Raw genomic sequence first — 23,295 nt, 5'->3', positions numbered from 1 at the left:
AGAATTTGTTATGTTAACTTTAATTCAAGGTGCAAACGTTTATGCACCTACTTACCTAGGCACACAAGATGTTTTAATTGGCGGTGGTAAAATCATTGCTATTGACGAAAATATAATCCTCGACAGCAGTGTACTCGTCAAACGAATTGACGGTAAAAATAAGCTTGTTACGCCGGGGTTTGTTGACTCGTTAGTGCATATTACCGGTGGCGGTGGCGAGGCTGGATTTGCCAGCCGCACCCCTGAAATGAACCTAACCGATGCCACCTTGTCGGGCACCACCACGGTGGTGGCAGCACTAGGTACCGATTCAAGCTCACGTACGCTGACCAATTTGGTTGCCAAAGCAAAAGGGCTTAAAGAGCAAGGGCTAAATGTATTTTGCCATACGGGTTCGTATCATTTGCCAGCTAAAACACTCAGCCACTCAATCACTGACGACATTATGTATATAGAGGAGTTTATAGGTGTAGGCGAGGTGGCGATTTCTGATCATCGCAGTAGCCAACCTACTGTACAGCAATTAGCGGAATTAGCAGCCGAGGCTAAAGTAGCCGGTATGCTCAGTGGTAAAAAAGGCACCGTAAGTATTCATGTGGGCCCTGTTGATAGCCATTTAACTATTTTGCATCAGGTGGCTCAGCAAAGTGATATTAAGCTTAAACAGTTTTATCCTACGCATATGAACCGCAATAAAGCACTTCTTGATGCCGGTATTCAATTTTGTGATCAGGGCGGTACTATCGACTTTACCACCAGCACTACCGATTACGATTTAGCCCACGGTGAGTTCGCAGCAGCCCATGCCCTTGCTTATTGCTTAGACCAAGGTGTAGCAGCAAATCAACTCACTATGAGCTCAGATGGCCATGCTAGTTTACCTATTTTCGATAAAGACTTTAATTTATTGGGACTTGAGGTAGGTAAAGAGTCCTCTTTATTAACCTCGTTTCAGCAAGCAGTTAAGCAATATAACGTCCCTATTGAGCACGCCTTGATGAGCATAACCAGTAACCCCGCTGATATTTTAGGGCTTAATAAAGGCCGCTTAAAAACAGCGAGCGACGCAGATATTGTGCTTCTCGATAAAGAGACCTTAACCCCTGAGTACGTATGGGCAAACGGTACTTTAATGGTACAAAACAGCCACGCGGTTATAAAAGGGCCGTTTGAGTGACTTTCAACGCAGTTAATTAATTTAACTGCGTTTTTTACCTGTTTAATCATAGCAAAGTTAAAATCGCGGTTATGGTTAATTTTTATAGAAATGTTATGCATCGCATTAACTTGCAGGCTATTTTAGTCAGCGTTAAGCTAGCGCTTTATTTCATTAAATATTGATATACCAAGGCTTTATAATGACTGACAGCACATACCCAATTGGCACACCCGGTACTAAATGGAACGACGACGATAAAGCTCAATGGCTTGCGAGCCAAGTTATAAAGCGTAGCTACCAAGATGAAGTGTTAACACTAATTAACGAGCTTAAAGGCACATTAACGGTTGAGCAATATGGTGAGCTTAATTACAACGATGGCTCTTATCCATTATATGCCCTGCAAACACCTAATTTTGATGATACCAAACCAACGGTTTTAATTACCGGTGGCGTGCATGGCTACGAAACAAGTGGTGTACATGGCGCGCTTAGATTTGCAAAAACCTCTGCTTTAAATCATTCAAAACACTTTAATATAATTATTACTCCCTGTATTAGCCCTTGGGGGTATGAAACAATTAACCGCTGGAACCCAAGCGCAATAGATCCTAACCGCTCCTTTTACGAAAATAGCCCAGCACACGAGTCTGCCGCTGTTATGGCCTATGTAAAATCATTAAATATTGATCTACTAGCACATATTGATTTACACGAGACAACAGACTCCGATAACAGTGAATTCAGGCCAGCGCTTGCAGCACGTGAAGGCACAACTAATACAAACTGGAATATTCCTGATGGGTTTTACTTAGTTGCTGACAGTACAAAGCCAGAGCCAGAATTTCAAAAAGTGATTATTGAGGGCGTTGCAAAGGTTACGCATATTGCACCAAGCGATGAAAACAATGCATTAATTGGCGTACCGCAGGAACAATTTGGCGTTATAAATTACGCAGCACGCAAATTAGGTTTATGTATGGGCTTTACTGATGCTCCTTTTGTAACAACAACAGAGGTTTACCCAGATAGCCCTTCAGCCAATAGTGAACAATGTATATTAGCGCAAATTGCTGTTATTGATAGTGCTTTAAATTATTTACGAAATGAAGGCTAAATTACTAGTTGCTACGTTTATCATAAGTGTGTTTTATTAAACGTAGTAACAAGTCTGTAATATAAAATAGAGAGAAAGCCTTGCAAGTAGATAAAAATGAGCATTATGACTTTTCATTAAAAAATGACTATGGCAACGTTAACTTTTATGTAGATAACAACATAATTGTTGCTGAATTTTCAGGTAGTATCGATACCGATATTCTAAGAGTGTATGGTGAAAAGCTCATTAATACTACAGCACAATTTAACGGCAACCCCTGGGGCTATATTAGCGACTCACGAAAGGTATTAGCAGCGACGCCTGAAGCCGAGTTATTGCTCACTAAAATTGGCAAAAAAATGCAAGCTGCAAATTGCTTCATCAGCGCGTATGTAATGACATCGGCCATCGCAATCAGTCAAATGTCGCGGGTTTTAAATAGCGTTGGCAGAGACGGCACTAAATGTATATTTAGTGAGGTTGAAAGTGCCAAGCAATACGTTATTAAACACCTTAAAAATAGCCAAGCGGATTAATTATTTAATCAACTTGGCGTTTAACTACTTAGTTTTTATAAAACTGACTGTCCTTGGTGATGGTAATACTCGCATCTTCCTGCGCGGTAACTACAAATCTTAATTTACTTACTTTTTGTTTAATATCGTAACCATCAGCGGTAACCGTAACCGGTATTTTTTTCATTAAACCAGGTTGTACGAGTGTTGCCTTTGGACTTTTAAGCGTTGCCCCAGGTAACCCCTCAATAGCGATTGTGTAGTGCATTGATTGCTGTGTTTTGTTAATAATGGTTAGGGTGTATGGGTTTTCAACTAGGCCCTCATAATTTACTCTGTAGAGTGCGTTTCTATCACGAAGCACTGAGGCCTCTATGGGTGTACGCTGCATCATCCATGCAAACATCGATAGGATAAGTAAGGCAGTTAACGCACCATAGCCAACAAGCTTTAATCTAAATGGGTTGGTTTTTTTACCTTCCATTTGTTTTTCACTCGCGTATTTAATTAAGCCTTTGTCGTAGCCAAACTTATTCATTGTGTCATCGCAGGCATCAATACATAAACCACAGTTTATGCACTCATATTGCAAGCCATTTCTTATATCAATACCCGCAGGGCATACCTCCACACATAAATTACAGTCTACACAATCGCCTAGGTTTAATGACTTTGGATCAGCTTTACGCTTTCTTGGTCCACGGTTTTCTCCTCGTTCAGCATCATAAGTAACAACTAAGGTATCTTTATCAAACATCACTGACTGAAAACGAGAATACGGGCATGCAATGGTGCACATTTTTTCTCTTAAAAAACCAGCATTACCGTACGTACACCCAGCAAAAAAAAGCACCCAAAATGTGGTAATGCCAGACCAATCAAACGTAAGCATGCCTAGGTATAAATTTTTAGCCGGAATAAAATACGCCATAAATGAGGTCGCTGTTAAAACCGAAATAACTATCCACGCGCTGTGTTTAGCTATTTTTTTACGCCACGTGCTAAATGTCCATTTTGACTTATCTAATTTAATGCGCTGATTGCGTGTACCTTCTATTCGTTGCTCAACCCATGTAAACATCAACATCCATATTGTTTGCGGGCACGTGTAGCCGCACCAAACTCGGCCAAGCCAATTAGTAACAAAAAATAACGCAAAGGCTCCCACCATAAAAAGCATGGCTAAAATCATAAAGTCTTGAGGAAGAAGTGTTAATCCAAAAATAGTAAAGGTTTGTGTTGCGACATCTAACAGTACAGCCTGCTGACCGTTATATTGAATCCATGGAATTGCAATAAACGTTAACATTAGCAACCAGCCTAAATTACGGCGTATACGTTGAAAAAAGCCTTTTTGCTCGCGAATATAAATTGGCCCTGAGTTATAGGGCTTAATGATCATGTCTTGCTCTTTAATATCAAACTTCATGTTACTTACTTAATTAGAACGGATGTTGTTTAAGTATTTGCAACTTTCAGACCAAACTGAAACTTTGTTTAATCTATTGATATTAAATAACTTTATAATTTACACACTTTTATCAATCGCGACATATAACGAAAAACGTTATATATCGCGATTATTTATTAATTCCTAGCTTTCTCATTTTTGAGCGAAGTGTGCTTTCAGGTAACCCTAACTTCAGTGCAGCACCTTTACTTCCCGAAATTTGCCCGTTACAAAGTGTTAAAACACGGCTTATATGCAGCCTTTGAGCCTCATCGAGGGTAAGAGACTCGTCAACATTTTGCGTAGTGTCACCATTGAGTGGTTGATTGAGCTGTAAAACAGATTGTTTAGACAAAATGGCTTCTCGCTCCAGTACATTTTGCAGCTCTCTTATGTTACCAGGCCAATCGTAGGCTTGAAGCTTAGTAACTGCTTTTTTACTTAACCCTTTTAACTGCTTCCCCAAGCGTTTATTTAATTGCTGTATGAGGTTGCTGCATAAGTAAGGAATATCCTCTTTACGCTCTCTCAGGGCCGGTACTTTAATAGGAAATACATTAAGTCGATAATATAAATCTATTCTAAAACTGCCCTTTTGCACCATTTGCCACAAGTCGCGGTTTGTAGCCGCTATAACTCGAATGTTTACACTCAAAGTTTGGCTACCACCAACCCGTTCAAATTCTTGCTCTTGTAGCACTCTTAGTAGCTTACTTTGTGATTCTAGAGGTAATTCGGCTATTTCATCTAAAAAAAGTGTGCCTTTATCGGCCAGTTCAAATCGGCCTTTACGACGTTCGTTAGCCCCAGTAAAAGCGCCTTTCTCATGCCCAAACAGCTCAGACTCCAATAAGCTCGGTGTAAAAGCTGCACAATTTACTTTAATAAAGGCATGCTTGCTGCGTTTGCTTAACCTATATAAATTGCGTGCTACTAGCTCTTTACCTGTGCCATTTTCTCCCAGAATAAGCACGGTAGTGTCGGTTTCACTCACTAATTTGATTTGCTCTAACATTGTTTGGAACACATGGCTTTGCCCTACAAGCCCAGAGTCTTGCCAGTCCTGATTTAACTCTGCTATTAAATAGCTATTCTCGTCTTTTAACTGCTCACTCAGCTGCTTTATTTTTTTAAGTGCGTTTTGTAAATCATTTTGGGTTTGTTGCTGCTGCGATATATCACGAAATATAGCAACGGCACCAATAAGTTGATTTTTTCGATACACTGGGGTGGATGTATATTCAACAGCAAACGAGCTACCGTCTTTGCGCCAAAACACTTCATTGTTAACTTCACGGCGTTTACCATCAAACATGGTACAGTAAATTTGACACTCATATGCAGGGTAAGGCGTGCCATCGGCACGAGTATGGTGATGATATTGATGTATTTTTTTTCCTAGTAGCTCCTCTGCCTTCCACCCTGTCATGCGCTCTGCTGCTGGGTTTACAAATACAGCGTTTCCAGACAAGTCGAATCCGTAAATTCCCTCACCCACGGCATTAAGTAATAACTTTGGATCGTTTAAAAATTGCTTTATCATAACTACGCCTCGCGAAATATCACGAGCATTATGACAACTTTAACACATTACTGCACCAGTAACTTTGTATCGATATTAGCTCAGCATTTATGCGAAATGACTAAAAAGCGCACGCACATCAATTTTTGCCCCCAAACGAGCAGCTATTAAATACAAACCGGCTAGTTTTCGGTGTATAAACAACGCATCGACGGGTGGAGTGTGCCACTGCTGTGATTGAGCACTAAGTGCAAGCCCAGCATCCTTAATTTTAAGTGCTAACTCACTATGTTTAAAATCAAATTCACCATCGTGCCTGAGCGGTTCGCACGCCATTAAAAACAAGTCGATTACGTTATTTTTATAGTTATCCATGATGTCATCTTTAAAATAACCAATTTGCGATGCTGCTTTTAATACGCCCTCTCGGCTATTATCGCTACCTGCTTTAAATAGTGCCAAATACGCTGAACTCAACTCAGTTGATATTTCTCGCGTTGCACCAAAATCAAATAAAACGATTTTTTGTGTCTTTGTTTGATAATGAAAATTAGCAAAGTTAGGATCCGTTTGAATGAGTTTAAATTCAAACATTTCTTTAAAAAATAAATTAATAAGCTGCTCAGCAACAAAACTTCGCTGGCTTTGTGGCTGCTCTGTGATGCTCTCTATGGGTTCAGCATTAACATATTCCATTGTAAGCACTTGCTGCGTACTGTGCGAAGTGTAAACATTGGGCACTTTAAAGTGAGCATTGCCGTTGAGTGCATTTTTGTAACGTATTAAATAATCTGCTTCTCGCAGGTAATCTGCTTCTGCAAGTAATTGTGCCTTAGCCTCATTCACAAGGGGTTTAATGTCGAGATCTTTAGGTAATAGGCGCGATAGGGTTAACAGCGTAATCACGTTATCTACGTCGCTCTCAACACTCTTTGCAATACCCGGGTACTGAACTTTAACTGCGAGCTTATCGCCATTTTCTTGATACGCTAAATGCACTTGCCCAATAGAAGCCGCTGCAAAAGGTCTGAGTTCAATATGAGAAAAACGAGAAAGCCAGTCGTCCCCCCATTGTTCTTTTAAAACTTCAACAAGCTGCTTATGCGGCATTGGATTTGCGTCAGAGCGCAACAAAGCGAGTAACTGGGCGAGCTCAGGACTGAGCAAGTCACCAGCATCCATAGATAGAAGCTGGCCTAATTTCATTGCTGCTCCGCGTAAGTGAGAGAGCTGCACAGCAAGTTTTTCAATATTTTTAGGCTGCAGAAGTAAGCGTTTGTTATCCCACCCTTTACCTGTTAGTGCACTTTTAGCGCCATCAACCAGCATATTACCCGCAACGCCTGTTGCTAATGAGCCTAATTTTGCAAAACGAGAAAGTCTCGATGTGGGCACGTTACGCGGTGCTGCCATAATATAATGAACCTAATTAGCTTATAGTTAGGTTATTTAATACGATTAATTAAGGCAGGCCGATCTGATTAGCCTGGTTATTTATAATCTAGGAACCAGTTTAATTGCACCTTGCGATACTTTCATGTCGAGTGGTAATTTGCTCAATAGCATCATTTTAGGATCGTTCATGTTTAACGTATATACAGGGTTGTTAGCCAAAAAGGTATTGATTACACCCATTGCTTGATCGTCAAGCGCGCCAATGTTGCCTCTAAAGCCACCAGCATCAACGCTTGAGCCCAGTAGTTTAATATTACGCAAAAACACTGCTTTTTTCTCGCTATCGTAAAACGGGCTGCCCTCTATTTGAAGCTTTAAACGAATTGGGTACTTAAGTGCAAAAGCGTTGATCTCTGCGCTAGAGTCAGCGCCAAGTAAAACAACATCACGATTATCTGGCCCTATATCAACACTTAAATCATTAACGTTAAGCTGAACAGGTAATCCCATTAGCTTTACTTTTTCGCTTAACTTTGGCAACTCCTTAGCTAATACGCTTTCTACTTCAGCATTTGTAAATGAATATACCGATACACCTTGCGTGCTATTACAGGCAGTTAAAAAAAGCGTAGTAATAAGTAATAAAAATCTCATGGTAAATCCTTTGTTTGGTTGATACAAAAAGCCGCTTTTTAAGCGGCCTTTTAAAGTTTTAATCAACATTTAAAGTAATGTTAATGATTAAGCTGCAAGTGTCGTCTTTAATCGAGCTAGTGTGTCAGGTTCAACTGAACCGTTACTGAGCGCGAGCAACTGTTTTAAATAATAATTTAAATCAGCATGATCACCACGATGCTTACCATCAAGCATAGCAACTTGCTCTGCCATTCTAAGTGATGCATTTGGCGAACTCACATTTGCTAAAATTTCCATACGCGTTACAAGTTGCTCCTCGTTAAGCGTTGTTTTTAGCGGTGCTTGATACTGAGCAGGTATTTCTTCATTATTTTGAAGCGCGTTAAGTAAAGCACCTAAGTTAGCCTGCTCTGATTTAGTCATAAGCAATGACACTTTTTCATCTATGGCTTTAAGCAAAGTAGCCACTTTTGGCGCAAGCGTTCTGAATTGTGCATAACCCTTTACCTTCGTTTCTAGGTCATGAAGTTGCGCACGTTGTTCAACCGCCTCTAGTACCGCTTCTAATTCAGCAAGCTCTGCAGCGGCTTGTTTGTCTGACTCATTCTGTTCAAACTTTTGTTGCTCAAATTCAGTGCTGCGCTTACTAAATGCTTCATCGTTATATTGACGAAACTTTTGCCACAACGCATTTTCGGCTTTCAAGCCCGCAAAGCCAATTGTTTGCCATTGCTGCTGCATTTGCTTTAACGTCTGGCAAGCACTTGCTAAGTCGTCACTTTGTGATAACTGCTGTGCTTGTTCTACTAAATCATTTTTAAGCGCAGCATTACCTTTATGAAACGCATTTAATAAACCAAGCACCTGTTGTTGCTCATTTTTATAGCGATCATTTAAAACTCGATATGTTTTAGGGTCAACTTTTCCTACACTGCGCCATGCTTTATTTAGCCTATTGTATTGGCTTTCAAACTGTTTCCAATCAAAGCCTTCTTCGCTAGTAGGCTCTGTGCTAAGCGCGTGCATATCAGTAATGATGCTTTCACGTTGCAACTTCGCTGCATCGCGGTTTTTTTCTTGCTCGGCAAAGTAACTACGACAAGGTGCAAACAACAATTCAATATGTTCGTCAAACTGAACACCTTGTTGTTTTTCTTCATCTGTATCTAATCGGCCAAGCTCATTCCAACGTGTGCGAAACATTTTTACTTGTTCTGCACGTTGTTGCGGGTCGGTACATTCTTGCTCAGTTAACGTGGCTACTTCTTCAAGTAACGCTATACGCTTTGGTGCAGCGGCGTATTTTTGCCAATCTTTTGCGTCAGCAAGCTGCTGCTCTAGCTCTGCTTTAATATTTTCAAGCGGTTGCTGGTAGCGTGCTGTTAATGTATTAAATAGCTCTTCAAAACCTTTAAATACACCAAATGCCACATTGAAGCGGCCTTCTTCAATTAAGCGCTTAACATCACGAGCTTTTCGCTTTGCTTGGCTTTGATTTTTTTCAAGCGGTTTAACTAACTCATTCATTGGTACTAAAAACTGCTTTTTATGCGCGTTTAACTCAGTTTTAAACTTGCCTTGCAGTGCGCTATCAAGCATAGCTATATGCCCACGCGCTTCTTTAAACGCTTGATTAAACGATGACAGAATATCGTCATATTGCTCAATGCTTTGCGCTGGTTCAATTTTTTGTAAGGCGGTCAATGCCTCTTTATATTGCGCAATTACCGTTGTTAGTTCGGGTAATTTAGCCACTTGTGAAAATAAAGTCTCAAGCCTTACGATTACCGCTTTAGACTGTGCGTTATTTTCAAGCTCAGTCTCTGCGATCGCTTGTTTTGCTTGGGCTACTTTAGCGTCAAGCCAATCTTGTTGAATTTGCTCTGGGGTTTCTAAACCTAATTGAAGCGCATTTTCAATTTCATCACTTAATGCTTCAAGCGTTGCTAATGCCAATAATTGACGCTGTTTTAATGCTAAACGTTGCTGTTCTTTATCGTGCTCAGCTTTAAGTTGCGATATGTGCGTATCAAGCTTGCTGGTAATAGCTATGTACTTTTCATCTAGCGATTTTATACGCTCTGCTGATAACCATTTAAGCTCTAATGCTTGCCATTGAGCCATTAATTCAGCAGCTTGTGGGTTTACCAACGCAAAGTCTGTTTTTTCACGTAACGCATTAAGTTTTGCTAAAATGACGCGCGTTGAATTTTCAACTTCTTGTGGCATCTCTTTGGCCAGACGTTCATTTTCAATATGCGTATCAAGGGTGCTTTTCGCTTCCCCTTTAGCATGTTTAGCAAGTGGTTTGGTAAGCTGGTGGTTAATAACTAACTCCACTAGCTGCTTTTGTAGTTCTTCACTGCCTTCTTTAAAAGCTTTTTCTACTAATTTTGGGTTTGCTAAACGCTTAAGTAATTTAACGCGAACTTTTAGTTCTTTCTCTGCAAACGCTAGTTTTTCTAATGTTTTTACAGGTGCAAAGCGTTCTATATATTCACTTTTAATTTGCGGTGTTAGTGTGCTTTCACTGTTTAAAACCGCGTTAGATATTTGCTGCTCAGCTATATCCTTCAACGCTTGGTCTTGCTTATAGGCTTTCCACCAAAGTGGTAAATCATTTACCTTTTGAAGCGCTTTTCGGCGAATTTCTGCAGAGCTGTCTTCTAATGCAAGTGTATTTAAAATACTTGCATCGCGCTGCGTATCTAGCTTTTCAATTGCATCAAGACGTACCTGTTGCTTAGGGTGTTTCCATTTTGGCGTAAAAAGGTGCTTAAAGATCATGTTCACTAAACCTAGCTATTTCGTTGTCTGATTTGAGTTCTTTTTGTAGTTGCGCTTTTGTCTTTTGGATCATTTCACCATTAGCACCAATCGTAAATTGCTCGTTCGATTGAGCCACCTTTGCTTGATACAACATAACCAACTGCACTGTTTGTTGCTTTTGCTCATCTGATAACACAGTGCCATCTGGCCATTTGCCAGTGGATGCACCATATTGCAGGCGTTCAAATAATTCTGGAGTAATATTTTCTACGAGTTTATCGATATTCATGTCATCTTTTCTTTTTAAGAGTCACTAAAATAATACGGTTAATAAGATACCAAATGCACCCTACGCCAATGGCGATGGTGTAAGCATACCACTCAAGGGTTTCTTTTTGCGGTTGTAAAAAATATAAACAGAAAAAACCACCCAAAAATAAAATAAGTGCTAGGAAAGAGTGATTTATAAACATCTGCTTTTTTTTAATTTGCTGTTCGCGCTGAAGTTGTTGAACCTGCTCGTCATTTAGCTCTGAAATGTTACTTTCGCAATGCGGACATTGCTTGTATTTATCTGAAATTGATTTTGCACATTTTGGGCAACGAATAATCGCCATACATCTCTCCATACTACGCATAAAAAAAGCGCCTTGCGGCGCCTTTATTGTACTTGTTTTATTTGTTGTTGTCTTTTTTGAATTTAAAGCAATAACAGATAATCTCACTTTCTTTTTATTGGTTTAAACCCATTTATCCAATCAAACTTGCAAGTACACTGTGTATTAAATTACTCAGGATCCTTAGATTGTTTTTCAAGGCGTTTTTCCCAGAAAGTAGCGTTTTTTATACCTAACTTAATTGGGTCAAAGGTAATTTTACCACCTTTTTTCTTTTGCTCTTCGTAATCGCTTAAACATAACAGTGCTGGTTTTGCGACAAAGAAGATAGCTAAAATGCCTAAGATGTTGATCCACGCCATCAAGCCTACCCCTATGTCGCCAATGCTCCAAATATACCCAGAGCTATTAACCATTCCATACGCCACCATAAACATGATCACAAACTTCACAATAACCAGTGGAATACTTCCTTTAAAGTAACGATTTAAGTAAGCAATGTTTGTTTCTGCAATGAAGTAATAAGCTAAAATAGTAGTGAACGCAAAGAAGAATAACGCAATACCGACAAATGCCTCACCAAAACCGCCAAATACACTAAACAAAGCCATTTGCGTAAATGCTGCAGAGCCTACTTCAGTTGCTGCATCAACATTTTGTACAATAAATTGACCAGCTGGTAGCTCGCCAACAATGTTGTATTGTTGTGTTAGTAAAATCATAAGAGCCGTTGCAGTACATACGAAGATGGTATCTACGTACACTGAAAAAGCCTGAACTAAACCTTGTTGCGCTGGGTGGTCTACTTCTGCCGCAGACGCTGCATGAGGACCTGTACCTTGACCCGCTTCATTTGAATATATTCCGCGTTTTACACCCCAGCCAATTGCAGCTCCAAATCCGGCTTGAGCTGTAAAGGCGTCGCTTATTATCATAGCAAAAATATCAGGCACTCTATCTATGTGTAAAAACACTACGATTAAGGCAAGCACGATGTAGCCCAAAGCCATAAATGGCACAACAATTTGAGTAAAGTTGGCAATACGTTTTATACCACCAAAAATGATAAATGCTAAAACGATAAGAATAATAGCCAGCGCAACTAGCTTAAAGCTACCTACATCGCCAAAGCTGGTCGACACCATAGTACCGTCGCCAAATACTTGAGTAAATGCGTTACCCACCGCATTTGCTTGTACACCGGGTAGGAAAACACCACACGCAACAACGGCAGAAATAGCAAATAAGATAGCTAACCATTTTTGTTTTAAACAACGGTCAAAGTAATACGCTGGACCACCACGGTATTGACCGTTTTCTTCTTCTTTATAAATTTGACCAAGCGTTGATTCGGCGAAGGCTGTACTTGCACCTAAAAATGCAACAACCCACATCCAAAAAATAGCCCCTGGGCCACCAAAACCGATAGCAGCAGCAACACCAGCAATGTTACCAACACCGACTCGCCCCGATAGAGACACTGCAAGTGCTTGGAAAGAAGAAATGCCTTTTTCAGATGTGTTAGGACTAAAAAGTAATTTACACATTTCTTTAAAATGTCTGACTTGGGCAAATCGAGTTAATACAGAATAAAACAAGCCCGCGCCAAGGCATAAGTAAATAAGGGCATTACTCCAAACAACATCATTAACAGCGCTTACAAAAGCTTCCATGGATATCCTCTATAGTTATATTTTTTATTATGAATTACGAGACTCTGTTTTGCTACTCAGAATGCGCGACACGAAACGATTAAAAATCGGGCTTAAATATGCCTACCTTTAATTCGATTGTTATTGATATTAACTTAAGTGAGCTAACTTTGTTAACACTTAATTTTCATATTTACAGATAAAACGTGCGCTTCGGCGTATTATTTGAGGGTTATTTAACCAGAAATTGGTTTGTTTGAATATAATGGAGGTTTATAGAAAGTAATTTAAATAGACTTCTGATTGAAGGGGTTTATAAAACGATTTTACATATTAACTATTTTTAAATTTGTGTATAAAAAAGGCATCAATAATTGATGCCTTTTATCAGTACTCTATCTTAGCGTATCAACCACATTAACAATGGCTGCTAACGTGTCTTGACCAAACTGATACGAGCGACGATCTGACCAGCCGTAGTCAGGATCTGGTAAATCGTTATTGTCTTTAAATGGCATTTCAATTGTGTATGTAAGCGCTTTAAACTCTTCAGCCGTTGCCGACGATGCAACTGTTAAAAGAGCTTGGCCTGGCTCATCTTTCGGGTAACCGTGTTCGTCTTGAAACTCCGGTGTTATTGTTAATAACGCCGCTTTAAAGCTGTCTTCTAAATTTTTAAGTCGCTCATCGTAACTTGGAATACCTTCGCTGCCAGCAACAAAGTTATAAGGAATGGCTTCATCACCATGAATATCAAGGTGCATATCTAAGCCTGTTTCGCGCATTTTATTGAGGACTAAATACACTTCTGGGCTATTTTCCATACTAGGTGTTTGCCATTCGCGATTTAAGTTAACACCTTTAGCATTAGTACGTAAATGACCACGTACACTGCCATCTGGGTTCATATTTGGCACGATGTAAAACACAGCCTTTGATAACAATGCGGCAGCATGTGGGTCTTCATCATCAAGTAACTTATGAAGTAATCCCTCTACAAACCACTCTGCCATAGTTTCACCTGGATGCTGGCGTGCTGTTACCCAAATTACTTTTTTATCTTCGTTTGGCTCGCCAATTTTTAATACGCTCATATCGCGCCCATCAAGTGTTTCACCCAACGTTTGAAGTTGGCAAGCACCTTGGGTTTGCGCCCACGACAATAAATCTAAATGGCGGTCATAGCTATATGGTGCGAAGTAAGCAAAATAAACACTTCCGCACTCTGGCTCTATTTCAAAACTTAGCGTGCCATTTTCATAGTTTGATGGAACACGAAACCATGTTTGGCGATCGTAAGATGCGACTGCTTGATAGCCTTCCCACCCATCTGGATATGCTGATTTTTCAAGCTGATTAATATTAAGCTTATGTAATTGGTAAGGCGTTGTTTCTAATCGAAAGTGAAACCACTGATAAAATTCAGAGTTGTGGTCGTTATTAATCTCTAATTGAATATTAAGCGGATCGGTTACATCAATTACCTTGATATTACCACTGTCGAAATTACTACTGATTTTCATGAAAAAACCTTTAATTTGAATAAGCCCATCTGCATTTTAACTCGCAGAACTAACACCACGAATAATACTACTCGCAGTAAATACAGTGTATTTTATAACTACAACACGCACTGTATTGGAATAAGCAAAGCGTAGCACAAGGCATACACTTTAAAAATGATTGCACATTAAAAAAGCCAGCTAAACGCTGGCTTTTGAATACTACATATACATTAGCGTGGTAAGCTTGGGAATGACACTTCAGCCATATCTCGCATACAACGTACTACTTGGCAGCTATAGCCAAATTCATTGTCGTACCATACGTATAATACAATACGATTATCGTCAACAATTGTCGCTTGCGAGTCAACAACACCTGCATAACGGCTACCCACTAAATCGGTAGACACTATTTCTGTTGATGCAGTGTAATCAATTTGGTCACGTAAATCTGAGTGCAGCGCCGTATCGCGTAAAAATGCATTTAGTTCTTCAACTGATGTATTTGTTGCTAAGTTTAAGTTTAAAATAGCAAGCGATACGTTAGGCGTAGGAACACGAATAGCGTTACCTGTTAACTTACCTTCAAGTTCTGGCAATGCTTTAGATACAGCTTTAGCTGCGCCTGTTTCAGTTATTACCATGTTAAGCGCTGCGGCACGACCACGACGTTCGGCTTTGTGATAGTTGTCGATTAGGTTTTGATCGTTTGTGTATGAGTGAACGGTTTCAACGTGACCATTATTAATACCAAACTTATCGTTTAACGCTTTTAATGTTGGTGTAATTGCATTTGTTGTACAGCTTGCTGCACAAACAATTTTATCTTCAGATAAAATATCTTGGTTATTTACACCATATACGATGTTTTTAATATTGCCTTTAGCCGGTGCCGTTAATAATACTTTAGCTGCACCTTTACACTCTAAATGCTGACCAAGGCCTGCTTCATCTTTCCAAATACCTGTGTTATCAACAATTAACGCATTATCGATACCGTATTGGGTGTAATCTATTTCACTAGGCGAATTTGCATAAATAACCTGAATGTAACTGCCGTTCGCTTTAATCGCGTTGCGCTCTTTATCAATAGTGATTGAACCATTAAATGGACCATGAATTGAATCGCGGCGTAATAAACTAGCGCGCTTTTCAAGGTCACCCTCTTTACCGCCACGCACAACGATTGCACGTAGACGTAAATCAGCGTAAGGACCCGATTTTTCAATTAATAAGCGAGCAAGCAAACGACCAATACGACCAAAGCCATAAAGAACTACATCGCGAGGTTCTTTTACCGTTGAATTAGCTATTTCTGCCAATTCATCTTTAACGAACTCTTCAACTGAACGGCCATTAGCAACGTCGCTGTATAAATAGCTGTATGCAAGCTTACCAATATCAATACGAGCAGAGTTTAATTCCATTTTGCTGATTGCTTCTAAAAACGGGAAGCTTTCACGTAAACGTAATTTTGTGCCTTCAAATTGTGCAACAGTTTTGTGAGATTTAATAATTTCAATAGTGCTGGCATTTACGAGAGGACGGCCATATACAGCGATTTCAATACCACGATTACGGTAAAGTTTACCAATGATAGGTTGCATGCTTTCAGCGTAATCTTGGCGCTCTTGCCAACTATTTGTGTATTCTAACTCGTGAGATGAGGTCATTTTATTTACCTAAGTTTATCATTTTGAACGGATAGCCTTTAAAAGTGCACTATATTTTGAGAGTAATGCACTTCAGGCTCGGCTATTCTAATTTAATCTGAAGTTATTCTCTACTGTTAGGCGTTAAATGATTGCGCTAGAATGGCTGCGTAGATATTTATTTGGGGTTTAGGAATGCTAAAAAGAGCAAGTTTACTACTTGGATTACTAACATTAGCGGGTTGTGAAGAACCTGTGACGCTAGCAAAAGTTTGTAAGGAAACACCCGGCTTTTGTTCTGATTTAAACAAAGACAGCCATTGTAAAGACGAGCGTGCTGAAGTTATCTTAAAGCGTTACAGTGAATACAAAGAGCCAACGGATGAAAATAAATATCAATTATTAAAAGAATTTGAAACATACAACCAATGTATAACACTGGCGGCTAAAATTGAGCACATAAAGCTCAAAGCTAAGAAGACGTCTCGCATAGATGGACAACTCACTAGCATTAAAGAAATGACGCGCCTTTATCAAGACACTATTGATACAAATCACCCCGGTTTACTTTATTACCATTGGTCCAGAAACAATAATCAAGGTGCATTAAATAAGCTATTGGCTATAGAAGACGATCCTAGTGTTACACAAAGTGCTGAAATGCAGTTTTTTTTAGCGTCGTATTACATTAAGTTTGATGACGAAAAAACGATTGATTTGCTTTATAAAACCCTAGAGTTAAATCAAAAAGGGCGCATACCCAATCCTGAGGTGTACACATCACTTATCAGCCTATTTTATAAACATGATAAATTTAAACATGCTTATATATTTTCAAAAGTAGCGCAAATGTCGGGAATCGAAAATATAGATCTATTTGAAATAGAGCAGGAACTCTTAAGTACTGGTAAAAACTTATCTGGACTTGATTCACTTGCCGAGCAAACCTATCAACAAGTATTAGAGGGTGAATTTGTATCACCTAGAGAATTTTAGATAATAATAAACCCCGCTTAAGCAGAGTTAAGCGAGGAATTAATAAAAAGGCAGCTTTCGCTGCCTTTTTTTATTTTGCTTTGCTGGTGCCCACTTCAACACGAGTCTTTAATTTTTGACCCGGTCTAAAGGTGACAACACGACGCGCCGAAATAGGAATGTCTTCGCCTGTTTTCGGATTACGCCCTGGTCTTTCTTTTTTGTCTCGAAGATCAAAGTTACCAAATCCAGAAAGCTTAACCTGCTCTCCTTTTTCTAGCGCTGAGCGGATTTCTTCAAAAAACGCTTCAACTAAATCTTTGGCATCTTTTTTATTGATCCCGAGCTTTTCAAATAGGTGTTCAGCTATGTCGGCTTTAGTAAGCGCCATATCTAGTCCCTCAACGATGCATTAAACTTTTCGGCCAATTCGGCCACCACGTTATCAACTACTAGATTGATATCTTTCTCTTCGAGTGTTCTATCAACCGCTTGCAGTGTTAGAGCAATCGCCAAACTCTTATAATTTGGCTCAATACCTTTGCCCTTATACACATCGAATAAGTTTAGGTCAACCAATTGATTTCCGCCAACTTTTTCTATAGCGTTTAAAATATCACCAGATTTAACGCTGTCGGCCACTAAAATCGCGATGTCGCGACGGTTTGAAGGAAATTTAGACACGCTTTCTGCTTGTGGTAAATTTCTTTTTTCAATTGCTGACATTTCAATTTCAAATACAAAAGTTGCGTTATTGATATCTAACGACTTTTGCGCTTGAGGATGTAATGCACCAAAAAAACCAACCTTTTTACCATCAACATAAATAACAGCTGACTGGCCCGGATGAAGTCCATCTGACTGCTCTGCTTTAATTTCAAAGCGACTTACATCGTTAGTGATCGCAAGTAATGCCTCAACATCGCCTTTTAGGTCATAAAAGTCGACATTGCGCTTTTCTTCAACCCAATGTTCGCCATGAACCAAACCAGTAATAACGCCACCAATAACAGGCACTTGGTATACACCATTTTCTGCATTTTCATCGCTTATAAATTTAAGACCATGCTCAAATAAACGAATACGTGGTTGTTGACGATTTTGGTTGTATGCAACAGACGCCAATAGACCCGGCATTAAGCTAACACGCATTGCTGACATTTCAATTGAAATAGGATGCGGTAGAACAAGTGCGTCACTTTGAGGATGCAAAATAGCTTGTGCCTTAGGGTCAACAAAGCTGTATGTAATCGCTTCTTGGTAACCACGTGTTACTAACGTATTGCGGAATTTGCTTAGTGCAATACTCGCTTCGTTATGAGTGGTCATCTTAAGTTTTGCAGTTGGTGCCACATTTGGAATACTGTTGTAACCGTAAACGCGTGCAACTTCTTCTATCAAATCTTCTTCAATGCGAATATCAAAACGGTAACTAGGTATGTCTGCACTCCAGCTCTCATTTTCAACTTTAACATCAAGACCTAAGCGAGTCAGAATATCAGTTACTTTAGCATCATCAATGTGATGACCTATTACGCGGTCTAAACGCGAACGACGCAAACGAACTTCAGTCACCTTAGGTAACTTATCAGCTGCCACGGCTTCTACTACAGGGCCTGCTTGACCACCCACAATTTCAAGAAGTAGCGCTGTAGCACGCTGCATTGCATCGTGTTGTAGAGCAAAATCTACTCCACGTTCATAACGATGTGATGCATCAGTATGTAGGCCGTAACTACGTGCTTGCCCAGCAATTGCTACCGGATTAAAGAAAGCACTTTCAAGCAGTATGTCTGTTGTTTTTTCAGTAACACCTGATTGCTCACCACCAAAAATACCAGCAATGGCAAGTGCTTTATCATTATCTGCTATAACGAGTGTAGACTCGTTTAATTTAGCTGTATTACCATCAAGCAGTACTAGTTCTTCATCTGCATTTGCACTACGTACTTTAATGCCACCTTCAATTGCACTTAAATCAAATGCATGCATAGGGTGACCAAGTTCGAGTAATACATAGTTAGTTACATCAACAACCGGGTCGATTGAACGAACGCCACTACGTCGTAATTTTTCAACCATCCATAACGGTGTTTCTGCATCAAGATTTATACCTTTTATTACACGACCTAAATAACGCGGACATGCATCTTCGTTCACGAGCTCAATTGATACTTTGTCTTCAATTGTTGGAGCAACAGCGGGGATTTCTAATACGTTTACATCAATGCTGTTTAAAACGCCTACTTCACGAGCAAGACCTTTAATACCAAGGCAGTCACCACGGTTTGGTGTCAAATCAACATCAATAATGTTGTCGTCAAGGCTTAAATAGTCACGTAAATCCGCGCCAATGGGTGCATCACTCGGTAACTCCATGATGCCGTCACCTTCTTCGCTAATGCCTAGCTCGTCAAATGCACATAACATACCGTGTGAAGGCTGACCGCGAAGTTTTGCTTTTTTAATTTTGAAATCGCCAGGTAATACTGCACCAACGGTTGCAACCGCGACTTTAATTCCTTCACGACAGTTTGGCGCACCACACACGATATCAAGCAGCTCATCGCCACCTACGTTAATTTTAGTAACGCGAAGTTTATCCGCATCAGGATGTTGACCACATTCAACAACTTCGCCTACTAACACACCATTAAATTTGGCTGCAGCTGGCTCAACGCCGTCAACTTCAAGGCCAGCCATAGAAAGCTGTTCCGACAGAGCTTGCGTATCAATAGCAGGATTAACCCACTCTCTTAACCACTTTTCACTAAATTTCATTTTATTGCTTCACTCTTAACGGAACTGGTTTAGGAATTTTAAGTCATTTTCGAAAAATGCACGTAAATCGTTTACGCCGTAACGCAACATTGTTAGGCGCTCTACGCCCATGCCGAATGCAAAACCAGTGTATTTTTCTGGATCAATACCTACAGACTTAAGAACGTTTGGATGTACCATGCCACAGCCTAGTACCTCTAACCATTTGCCGTCTTTGCCCATCACATCTACTTCAGCTGAAGGTTCTGTAAATGGGAAAAATGAAGGACGGAAACGAATTTCCATATCTTCTTCAAAAAAGTTACGCAAAAAGTCATGTAATATACCTTTAAGCTCAGTAAAGCTTACATCGGTATCAACCATTAACCCTTCTACCTGATGAAACATAGGTGTATGTGTCTGATCGTAATCGTTACGATACACACGCCCAGGTGAGATAATTCGTAGCGGTGGCTGTTCTGTTTCCATAGTACGAATTTGCACGCCACTTGTTTGTGTACGCAATACTAATTTAGGATTGAAATAAAAGGTATCGTGATCAGCGCGCGCAGGGTGATGTTCAGGGATATTTAAAGCATCAAAGTTATGAAAATCATCTTCAATCTCAGGACCTGATTTCACCTCGAAACCTAACTCACCAAAAAAGCTTTCAATACGCTCAATTGTACGTGTTACTGGGTGTAATCCACCTGTAGGCATCACACGTCCAGGTAAAGTAACGTCAATTGTTTCAGCGGCTAGCTTTTCTTCTAGTGCCTTGCTTGCTAAAAGCTCACGTTTGTCGTTAATTGCAGCTTGTACATCTTGCTTAGCCTGATTAATTACCTGGCCTGCTTCTTTGCGTTCTTCAGGAGCAATTTTACCCAGTGTTTTAAGTAAGCTAGTGATTTCGCCTTTTTTACCAAGGTAATTAACCCTGATCTCTTCTAGTTGCGCGATTTCACTGGCACTGGCTACCGCCTCAAGTGCTTGCGCTAATATATTTTCTAAGTTCATTCGATACCTGATCTTTCACAGAAGGTGATTACAATTTAATTAACTAATGATAACTGAAAGCGGGGTCTAGATTCTAGACCTACTAGAGCTTTAACGTTGATTTTATAAAGGGAATTGTTAATTTTCGCTGTGCGGCCATAGATGCATGATCTAATTTGTCTAATACATCGAGTAAAGCACGCATATCTCGACTTAGACGCGTTAGTAAAAAGCGTGCACATTCATCGCTTAACTCAAGCCCACGCATGTGTGCCCGCTTAACAAGCGCCTGCGCTTTATCATCATCACTCATTGAACGTATTTGAAAGGTGGTTCCCCAAGTCAAACGAGATTCTAAATCAGGAAGCGAGATATTTAACATATTTGGTAACAGGTCTGCGGTTACGACTAACATTTTACCGGGTTCGTTAAAGCGATTAAAAAAATTAAATAGTGCCTTTTCCCAGGCATCGTTCCCTGCAACTAAGTGGACATCGTCTATACACAATACATCAAGCGCTTCGAGTCCATCGAGGACCATAGGGCCAAAATTGATAACCTCGCGCATAGAAAGTAACATGTTAGAGAGGCCACGTTCTTGCGCTTTTATGCACGTCGCGTATAACAAGTGAGACTTACCCGAATCACCCAATCCACACAAATAAGTATATTGAAATGAATTTGCCAACTCAGAAAAGCTCGCTTTAAGATGGTTAACTTCTAATGAGTCCTCACCACCAAAGTACGATGCAAACGTCTCGTCATCAGGCAGAGTAACAGGCAACGCCATTTGCATTGGTTCATGAGTTAGCACTATGGTTTTATCCATTGATATTCAAGGCTATTTTTGTCAACAACATGATAGAAAGCGCGTGGGTCAACATAATCTTTAAAAGCAGAATCAAGACCAAGCGCTTTTTTTAAATCTGTAACATCGCCTGTATGACTCAATTTGTATTCAACAAACCCAGTCGTTTTTCGAGCAATCGTAACCTGTGTAACTACACTTAAACTCTGTAAACGTCTTTTAGCTAGTTCAACATCTACAAAATTTTCGGCCCCTTTTAAAGTTAAAATAGCTGAAGCTTGCTCGTAGTATGCATTGGGATCAATTGCATATTCACTTGCTAGCCCTCTAGCTAGTGTATCTATCATTTGACTAACAATTTGTTGTTTATCACCAACTAAACGATTTTCATCAAACAAATCATCATTTGTGAATCGCCAATCTAAAACCCAGTTATTACTGTTATTGTCTTTGTACATTTTGGCCGTAATACTTCTTTCAGCACTATACCGCTGAGACGCTTCTTCTATAGGCCCTGAGAAATTACCCCACACCTCGGGTATTCCTACTAAACGTCTGTCTTGTAAATCCAGTAATGGCACAACAACAGGTAAGCCACGTCTTCGGGCATTATCGTAAATTAATTGTTCAAGCTGTGGATAGCTCTCTTGTGTTACTAGCTCTCTTCGCCAATTATCTTCAATACCTAGCCAAATAGCGACTAACGGACGTTGTGAACCCCATAGAGGTAGACTTAATTCTTTTATAAGCGCATTAATTTTTCGTGCTTCAAATTTAACAATTAATTTTAATTGACCTTCAGTACGCTCATCGTATTCAAATTTAAGCATGTAATCAGAGATATCTTTAGTGCGCTGTTGAGCTAATCGATTTTGATCCGCCGTTTCATCACCACTTACTTTTACCAAAACATTAAGTAAAGCTTTACGGCTTGCCGCTAATCGACTATCTCTTGATTTATCATCAACTTTTAAAATATCTTGATATAGATCAGTGACTTCAACTGCTGAAACAGAAAAACAAATTAAAATGGATATTATGCTTATTAATAATCTATACACTGTATGTTAGTTCTTGGTTTTAAACTGATTTGATCCTAAATCAAAGCCAGTAACAAAGCAAAATTATATTTGTTACTATGACATATAGATACTTATAGATTAAGCCTCTCATACACTGTTGATTTAATTGAAACTCTAAATTTATGAACAAATTCACTCAGCCAAAAAAAGAGCAGCAAAAGCCAAACCTTCTAAAAAGACATATTCTCTTCAAAGTAATGCCAACACAAATGTATTAAGTTCTAAAAATATACTAGCTTTTATTAGCTACTGCTGAGGGAAACAGAAAACTGTTTTGTCGCGTCAGCCTCTGAAGGGCTCGCTTTCGCACAGTTTTGTATAATGTATAGGAATACAAATGCCGGGAGCACAGGATGTGCAAGAGCGACCGCTACTGAGTTCGGCATAGGGTTTTGGCTATTTACTAAATTACTTTTTTGCAGACGTAAAAAGCCCGGCTATTTCTAGTCGGGCTCTCTACAATGTGAAGCCTGCGTAATGTCATTGTGCCCACAGCGGTAGAGAGTCACATAGCAAATGGGATGCTACGTTGTGCCTGTTTGCCTTGTGCGGCGCTCGCCTTCGCGCTGTTTTGTATTACTACCGAGTTCTGCAGGGCCTCTAGGCTATTTTACTAAACCCCAGATAGCAAAAAACCCGTCACATTGCTGTAACGGGTTTCTCTTATTTGAAGCCTGGTAATGTCCTACTTTCACATAGCAAA

19 protein-coding genes are annotated in these 23,295 nt (G+C 39.7%); 4 read left to right on the top strand and 15 right to left on the bottom strand.

Annotation, left to right across the window (positions count from 1 at the left end):
• Positions 1-10 precede the first annotated feature (10 nt).
• The 3 genes from iadA to MTF67_RS17855 all read left to right on the top strand — a co-directional run bounded on the left by iadA (position 11) and on the right by MTF67_RS17855 (position 2,794).
• Complete coding sequence (gene iadA / locus MTF67_RS17865; RefSeq protein ID WP_039037919.1) at positions 11-1,177, top strand: beta-aspartyl-peptidase; 1,167 nt, start codon at positions 11-13, stop codon at positions 1,175-1,177.
• Positions 1,178-1,358: 181 nt separating this feature from the next.
• Positions 1,359-2,276 (top strand): M14 family metallocarboxypeptidase, encoded by a 918-nt coding sequence (locus MTF67_RS17860; RefSeq protein WP_248520289.1) that lies wholly within the window; start codon positions 1,359-1,361, stop codon positions 2,274-2,276.
• Positions 2,277-2,356: 80 nt separating this feature from the next.
• Entirely contained in the window at positions 2,357-2,794 is a 438-nt protein-coding gene (locus tag MTF67_RS17855) for a hypothetical protein (RefSeq protein ID WP_248520288.1), read from the top strand.
• A gap of 28 nt (positions 2,795-2,822) precedes the next feature.
• Here MTF67_RS17855 and ccoG read toward each other — a convergent pair whose 3' ends face one another.
• The 10 genes from ccoG to MTF67_RS17805 form a co-directional block, all read right to left on the bottom strand.
• Positions 2,823-4,202, bottom strand: coding sequence for a cytochrome c oxidase accessory protein CcoG (gene ccoG / locus MTF67_RS17850; RefSeq protein WP_248520287.1), 1,380 nt, complete (start codon positions 4,200-4,202; stop codon positions 2,823-2,825).
• A gap of 151 nt (positions 4,203-4,353) precedes the next feature.
• Positions 4,354-5,766: a sigma 54-interacting transcriptional regulator gene (locus MTF67_RS17845; RefSeq protein WP_248520286.1), complete on the bottom strand. Its 1,413-nt coding sequence runs from the start codon at positions 5,764-5,766 to the stop codon at positions 4,354-4,356.
• Between the two features lie 87 nt (positions 5,767-5,853).
• Entirely contained in the window at positions 5,854-7,158 is a 1,305-nt protein-coding gene (locus MTF67_RS17840; RefSeq protein WP_248520285.1) for an AarF/ABC1/UbiB kinase family protein, read from the bottom strand.
• Positions 7,159-7,239: 81 nt separating this feature from the next.
• Positions 7,240-7,794 (bottom strand): DUF1439 domain-containing protein, encoded by a 555-nt coding sequence (locus MTF67_RS17835; RefSeq protein ID WP_033025795.1) that lies wholly within the window; start codon positions 7,792-7,794, stop codon positions 7,240-7,242.
• 87 nt (positions 7,795-7,881) lie between these two features.
• A complete protein-coding gene (locus MTF67_RS17830) occupies positions 7,882-10,563 on the bottom strand; it encodes a DUF349 domain-containing protein (RefSeq protein WP_248520284.1) in 2,682 nt (893 codons plus the stop codon).
• Positions 10,553-10,834, bottom strand: a complete 282-nt coding sequence (locus MTF67_RS17825) for a DUF1315 family protein (protein ID WP_248520283.1) — start codon at positions 10,832-10,834, stop codon at positions 10,553-10,555. The genes MTF67_RS17830 and MTF67_RS17825 overlap by 11 nt, the downstream gene beginning before the upstream one ends.
• Before the next feature lies 1 nt (position 10,835).
• On the bottom strand, positions 10,836-11,162 hold the full coding sequence (locus tag MTF67_RS17820; RefSeq protein WP_008132029.1) for a hypothetical protein: 327 nt from the start codon (positions 11,160-11,162) through the stop codon (positions 10,836-10,838).
• A gap of 170 nt (positions 11,163-11,332) precedes the next feature.
• Positions 11,333-12,835, bottom strand: a complete 1,503-nt coding sequence (locus MTF67_RS17815) for an alanine/glycine:cation symporter family protein (protein WP_008132031.1) — start codon at positions 12,833-12,835, stop codon at positions 11,333-11,335.
• 374 nt (positions 12,836-13,209) lie between these two features.
• Complete coding sequence (locus MTF67_RS17810; protein WP_248520282.1) at positions 13,210-14,337, bottom strand: M14-type cytosolic carboxypeptidase; 1,128 nt, start codon at positions 14,335-14,337, stop codon at positions 13,210-13,212.
• Between the two features lie 212 nt (positions 14,338-14,549).
• Positions 14,550-15,992, bottom strand: coding sequence for a glyceraldehyde-3-phosphate dehydrogenase (locus MTF67_RS17805; RefSeq protein ID WP_248520281.1), 1,443 nt, complete (start codon positions 15,990-15,992; stop codon positions 14,550-14,552).
• A gap of 174 nt (positions 15,993-16,166) precedes the next feature.
• Between MTF67_RS17805 and MTF67_RS17800 the strand changes: the two genes are divergently transcribed.
• Positions 16,167-16,967: a DUF2989 domain-containing protein gene (locus tag MTF67_RS17800; RefSeq protein WP_010557230.1), complete on the top strand. Its 801-nt coding sequence runs from the start codon at positions 16,167-16,169 to the stop codon at positions 16,965-16,967.
• A gap of 70 nt (positions 16,968-17,037) precedes the next feature.
• On the opposite strand, the gene ihfA is transcribed toward MTF67_RS17800, so the two are convergent.
• From ihfA to MTF67_RS17775, 5 genes are all read right to left on the bottom strand, one after another.
• Positions 17,038-17,337, bottom strand: coding sequence for an integration host factor subunit alpha (gene ihfA, locus MTF67_RS17795; RefSeq protein ID WP_002960690.1), 300 nt, complete (start codon positions 17,335-17,337; stop codon positions 17,038-17,040).
• Between the two features lie 2 nt (positions 17,338-17,339).
• On the bottom strand, positions 17,340-19,727 hold the full coding sequence (gene pheT / locus MTF67_RS17790; RefSeq protein ID WP_248520280.1) for a phenylalanine--tRNA ligase subunit beta: 2,388 nt from the start codon (positions 19,725-19,727) through the stop codon (positions 17,340-17,342).
• Between the two features lie 15 nt (positions 19,728-19,742).
• Complete coding sequence (gene pheS, locus MTF67_RS17785) at positions 19,743-20,723, bottom strand: phenylalanine--tRNA ligase subunit alpha (protein ID WP_006794499.1); 981 nt, start codon at positions 20,721-20,723, stop codon at positions 19,743-19,745.
• Between the two features lie 82 nt (positions 20,724-20,805).
• Complete coding sequence (hda, locus tag MTF67_RS17780; protein WP_170865585.1) at positions 20,806-21,516, bottom strand: DnaA inactivator Hda; 711 nt, start codon at positions 21,514-21,516, stop codon at positions 20,806-20,808.
• Positions 21,516-22,571 (bottom strand): DUF2066 domain-containing protein, encoded by a 1,056-nt coding sequence (locus MTF67_RS17775; protein ID WP_006794501.1) that lies wholly within the window; start codon positions 22,569-22,571, stop codon positions 21,516-21,518. The genes hda and MTF67_RS17775 overlap by 1 nt, the downstream gene beginning before the upstream one ends.
• Positions 22,572-23,295: the final 724 nt, after the last annotated feature.

Origin of the sequence: Pseudoalteromonas sp. 2CM32C (genome assembly GCF_023161925.1) — a bacterium.
Classification (GTDB): Bacteria; Pseudomonadota; Gammaproteobacteria; order Enterobacterales; family Alteromonadaceae; genus Pseudoalteromonas; species Pseudoalteromonas marina.
Note: the sequence above shows the minus strand (reverse complement) of the source record. Positions and strands in the feature narration are given on the sequence as shown.

Bases quoted from the DNA above. Each gene is read 5' to 3' on its own strand.
- MTF67_RS17820 (WP_008132029.1), bottom strand. From the start codon at position 11,162: ATGGCGATTATTCGTTGCCCAAAATGTGCAAAATCAATTTCAGATAAA.
- MTF67_RS17845 (WP_248520286.1), bottom strand. From the start codon at position 5,766: ATGATAAAGCAATTTTTAAACGATCCAAAGTTATTACTTAATGCCGTG.
- MTF67_RS17825 (WP_248520283.1), bottom strand. From the start codon at position 10,834: ATGAATATCGATAAACTCGTAGAAAATATTACTCCAGAATTATTTGAA.
- MTF67_RS17815 (WP_008132031.1), bottom strand. From the start codon at position 12,835: ATGGAAGCTTTTGTAAGCGCTGTTAATGATGTTGTTTGGAGTAATGCC.
- MTF67_RS17800 (WP_010557230.1), top strand. From the start codon at position 16,167: ATGCTAAAAAGAGCAAGTTTACTACTTGGATTACTAACATTAGCGGGT.
- MTF67_RS17835 (WP_033025795.1), bottom strand. From the start codon at position 7,794: ATGAGATTTTTATTACTTATTACTACGCTTTTTTTAACTGCCTGTAAT.
- iadA (WP_039037919.1), top strand. From the start codon at position 11: ATGTTAACTTTAATTCAAGGTGCAAACGTTTATGCACCTACTTACCTA.
- MTF67_RS17830 (WP_248520284.1), bottom strand. From the start codon at position 10,563: ATGATCTTTAAGCACCTTTTTACGCCAAAATGGAAACACCCTAAGCAA.
- MTF67_RS17805 (WP_248520281.1), bottom strand. From the start codon at position 15,992: ATGACCTCATCTCACGAGTTAGAATACACAAATAGTTGGCAAGAGCGC.
- MTF67_RS17810 (WP_248520282.1), bottom strand. From the start codon at position 14,337: ATGAAAATCAGTAGTAATTTCGACAGTGGTAATATCAAGGTAATTGAT.
- ccoG (WP_248520287.1), bottom strand. From the start codon at position 4,202: ATGAAGTTTGATATTAAAGAGCAAGACATGATCATTAAGCCCTATAAC.
- pheT (WP_248520280.1), bottom strand. From the start codon at position 19,727: ATGAAATTTAGTGAAAAGTGGTTAAGAGAGTGGGTTAATCCTGCTATT.
- pheS (WP_006794499.1), bottom strand. From the start codon at position 20,723: ATGAACTTAGAAAATATATTAGCGCAAGCACTTGAGGCGGTAGCCAGT.
- MTF67_RS17840 (WP_248520285.1), bottom strand. From the start codon at position 7,158: ATGGCAGCACCGCGTAACGTGCCCACATCGAGACTTTCTCGTTTTGCA.
- MTF67_RS17860 (WP_248520289.1), top strand. From the start codon at position 1,359: ATGACTGACAGCACATACCCAATTGGCACACCCGGTACTAAATGGAAC.
- ihfA (WP_002960690.1), bottom strand. From the start codon at position 17,337: ATGGCGCTTACTAAAGCCGACATAGCTGAACACCTATTTGAAAAGCTC.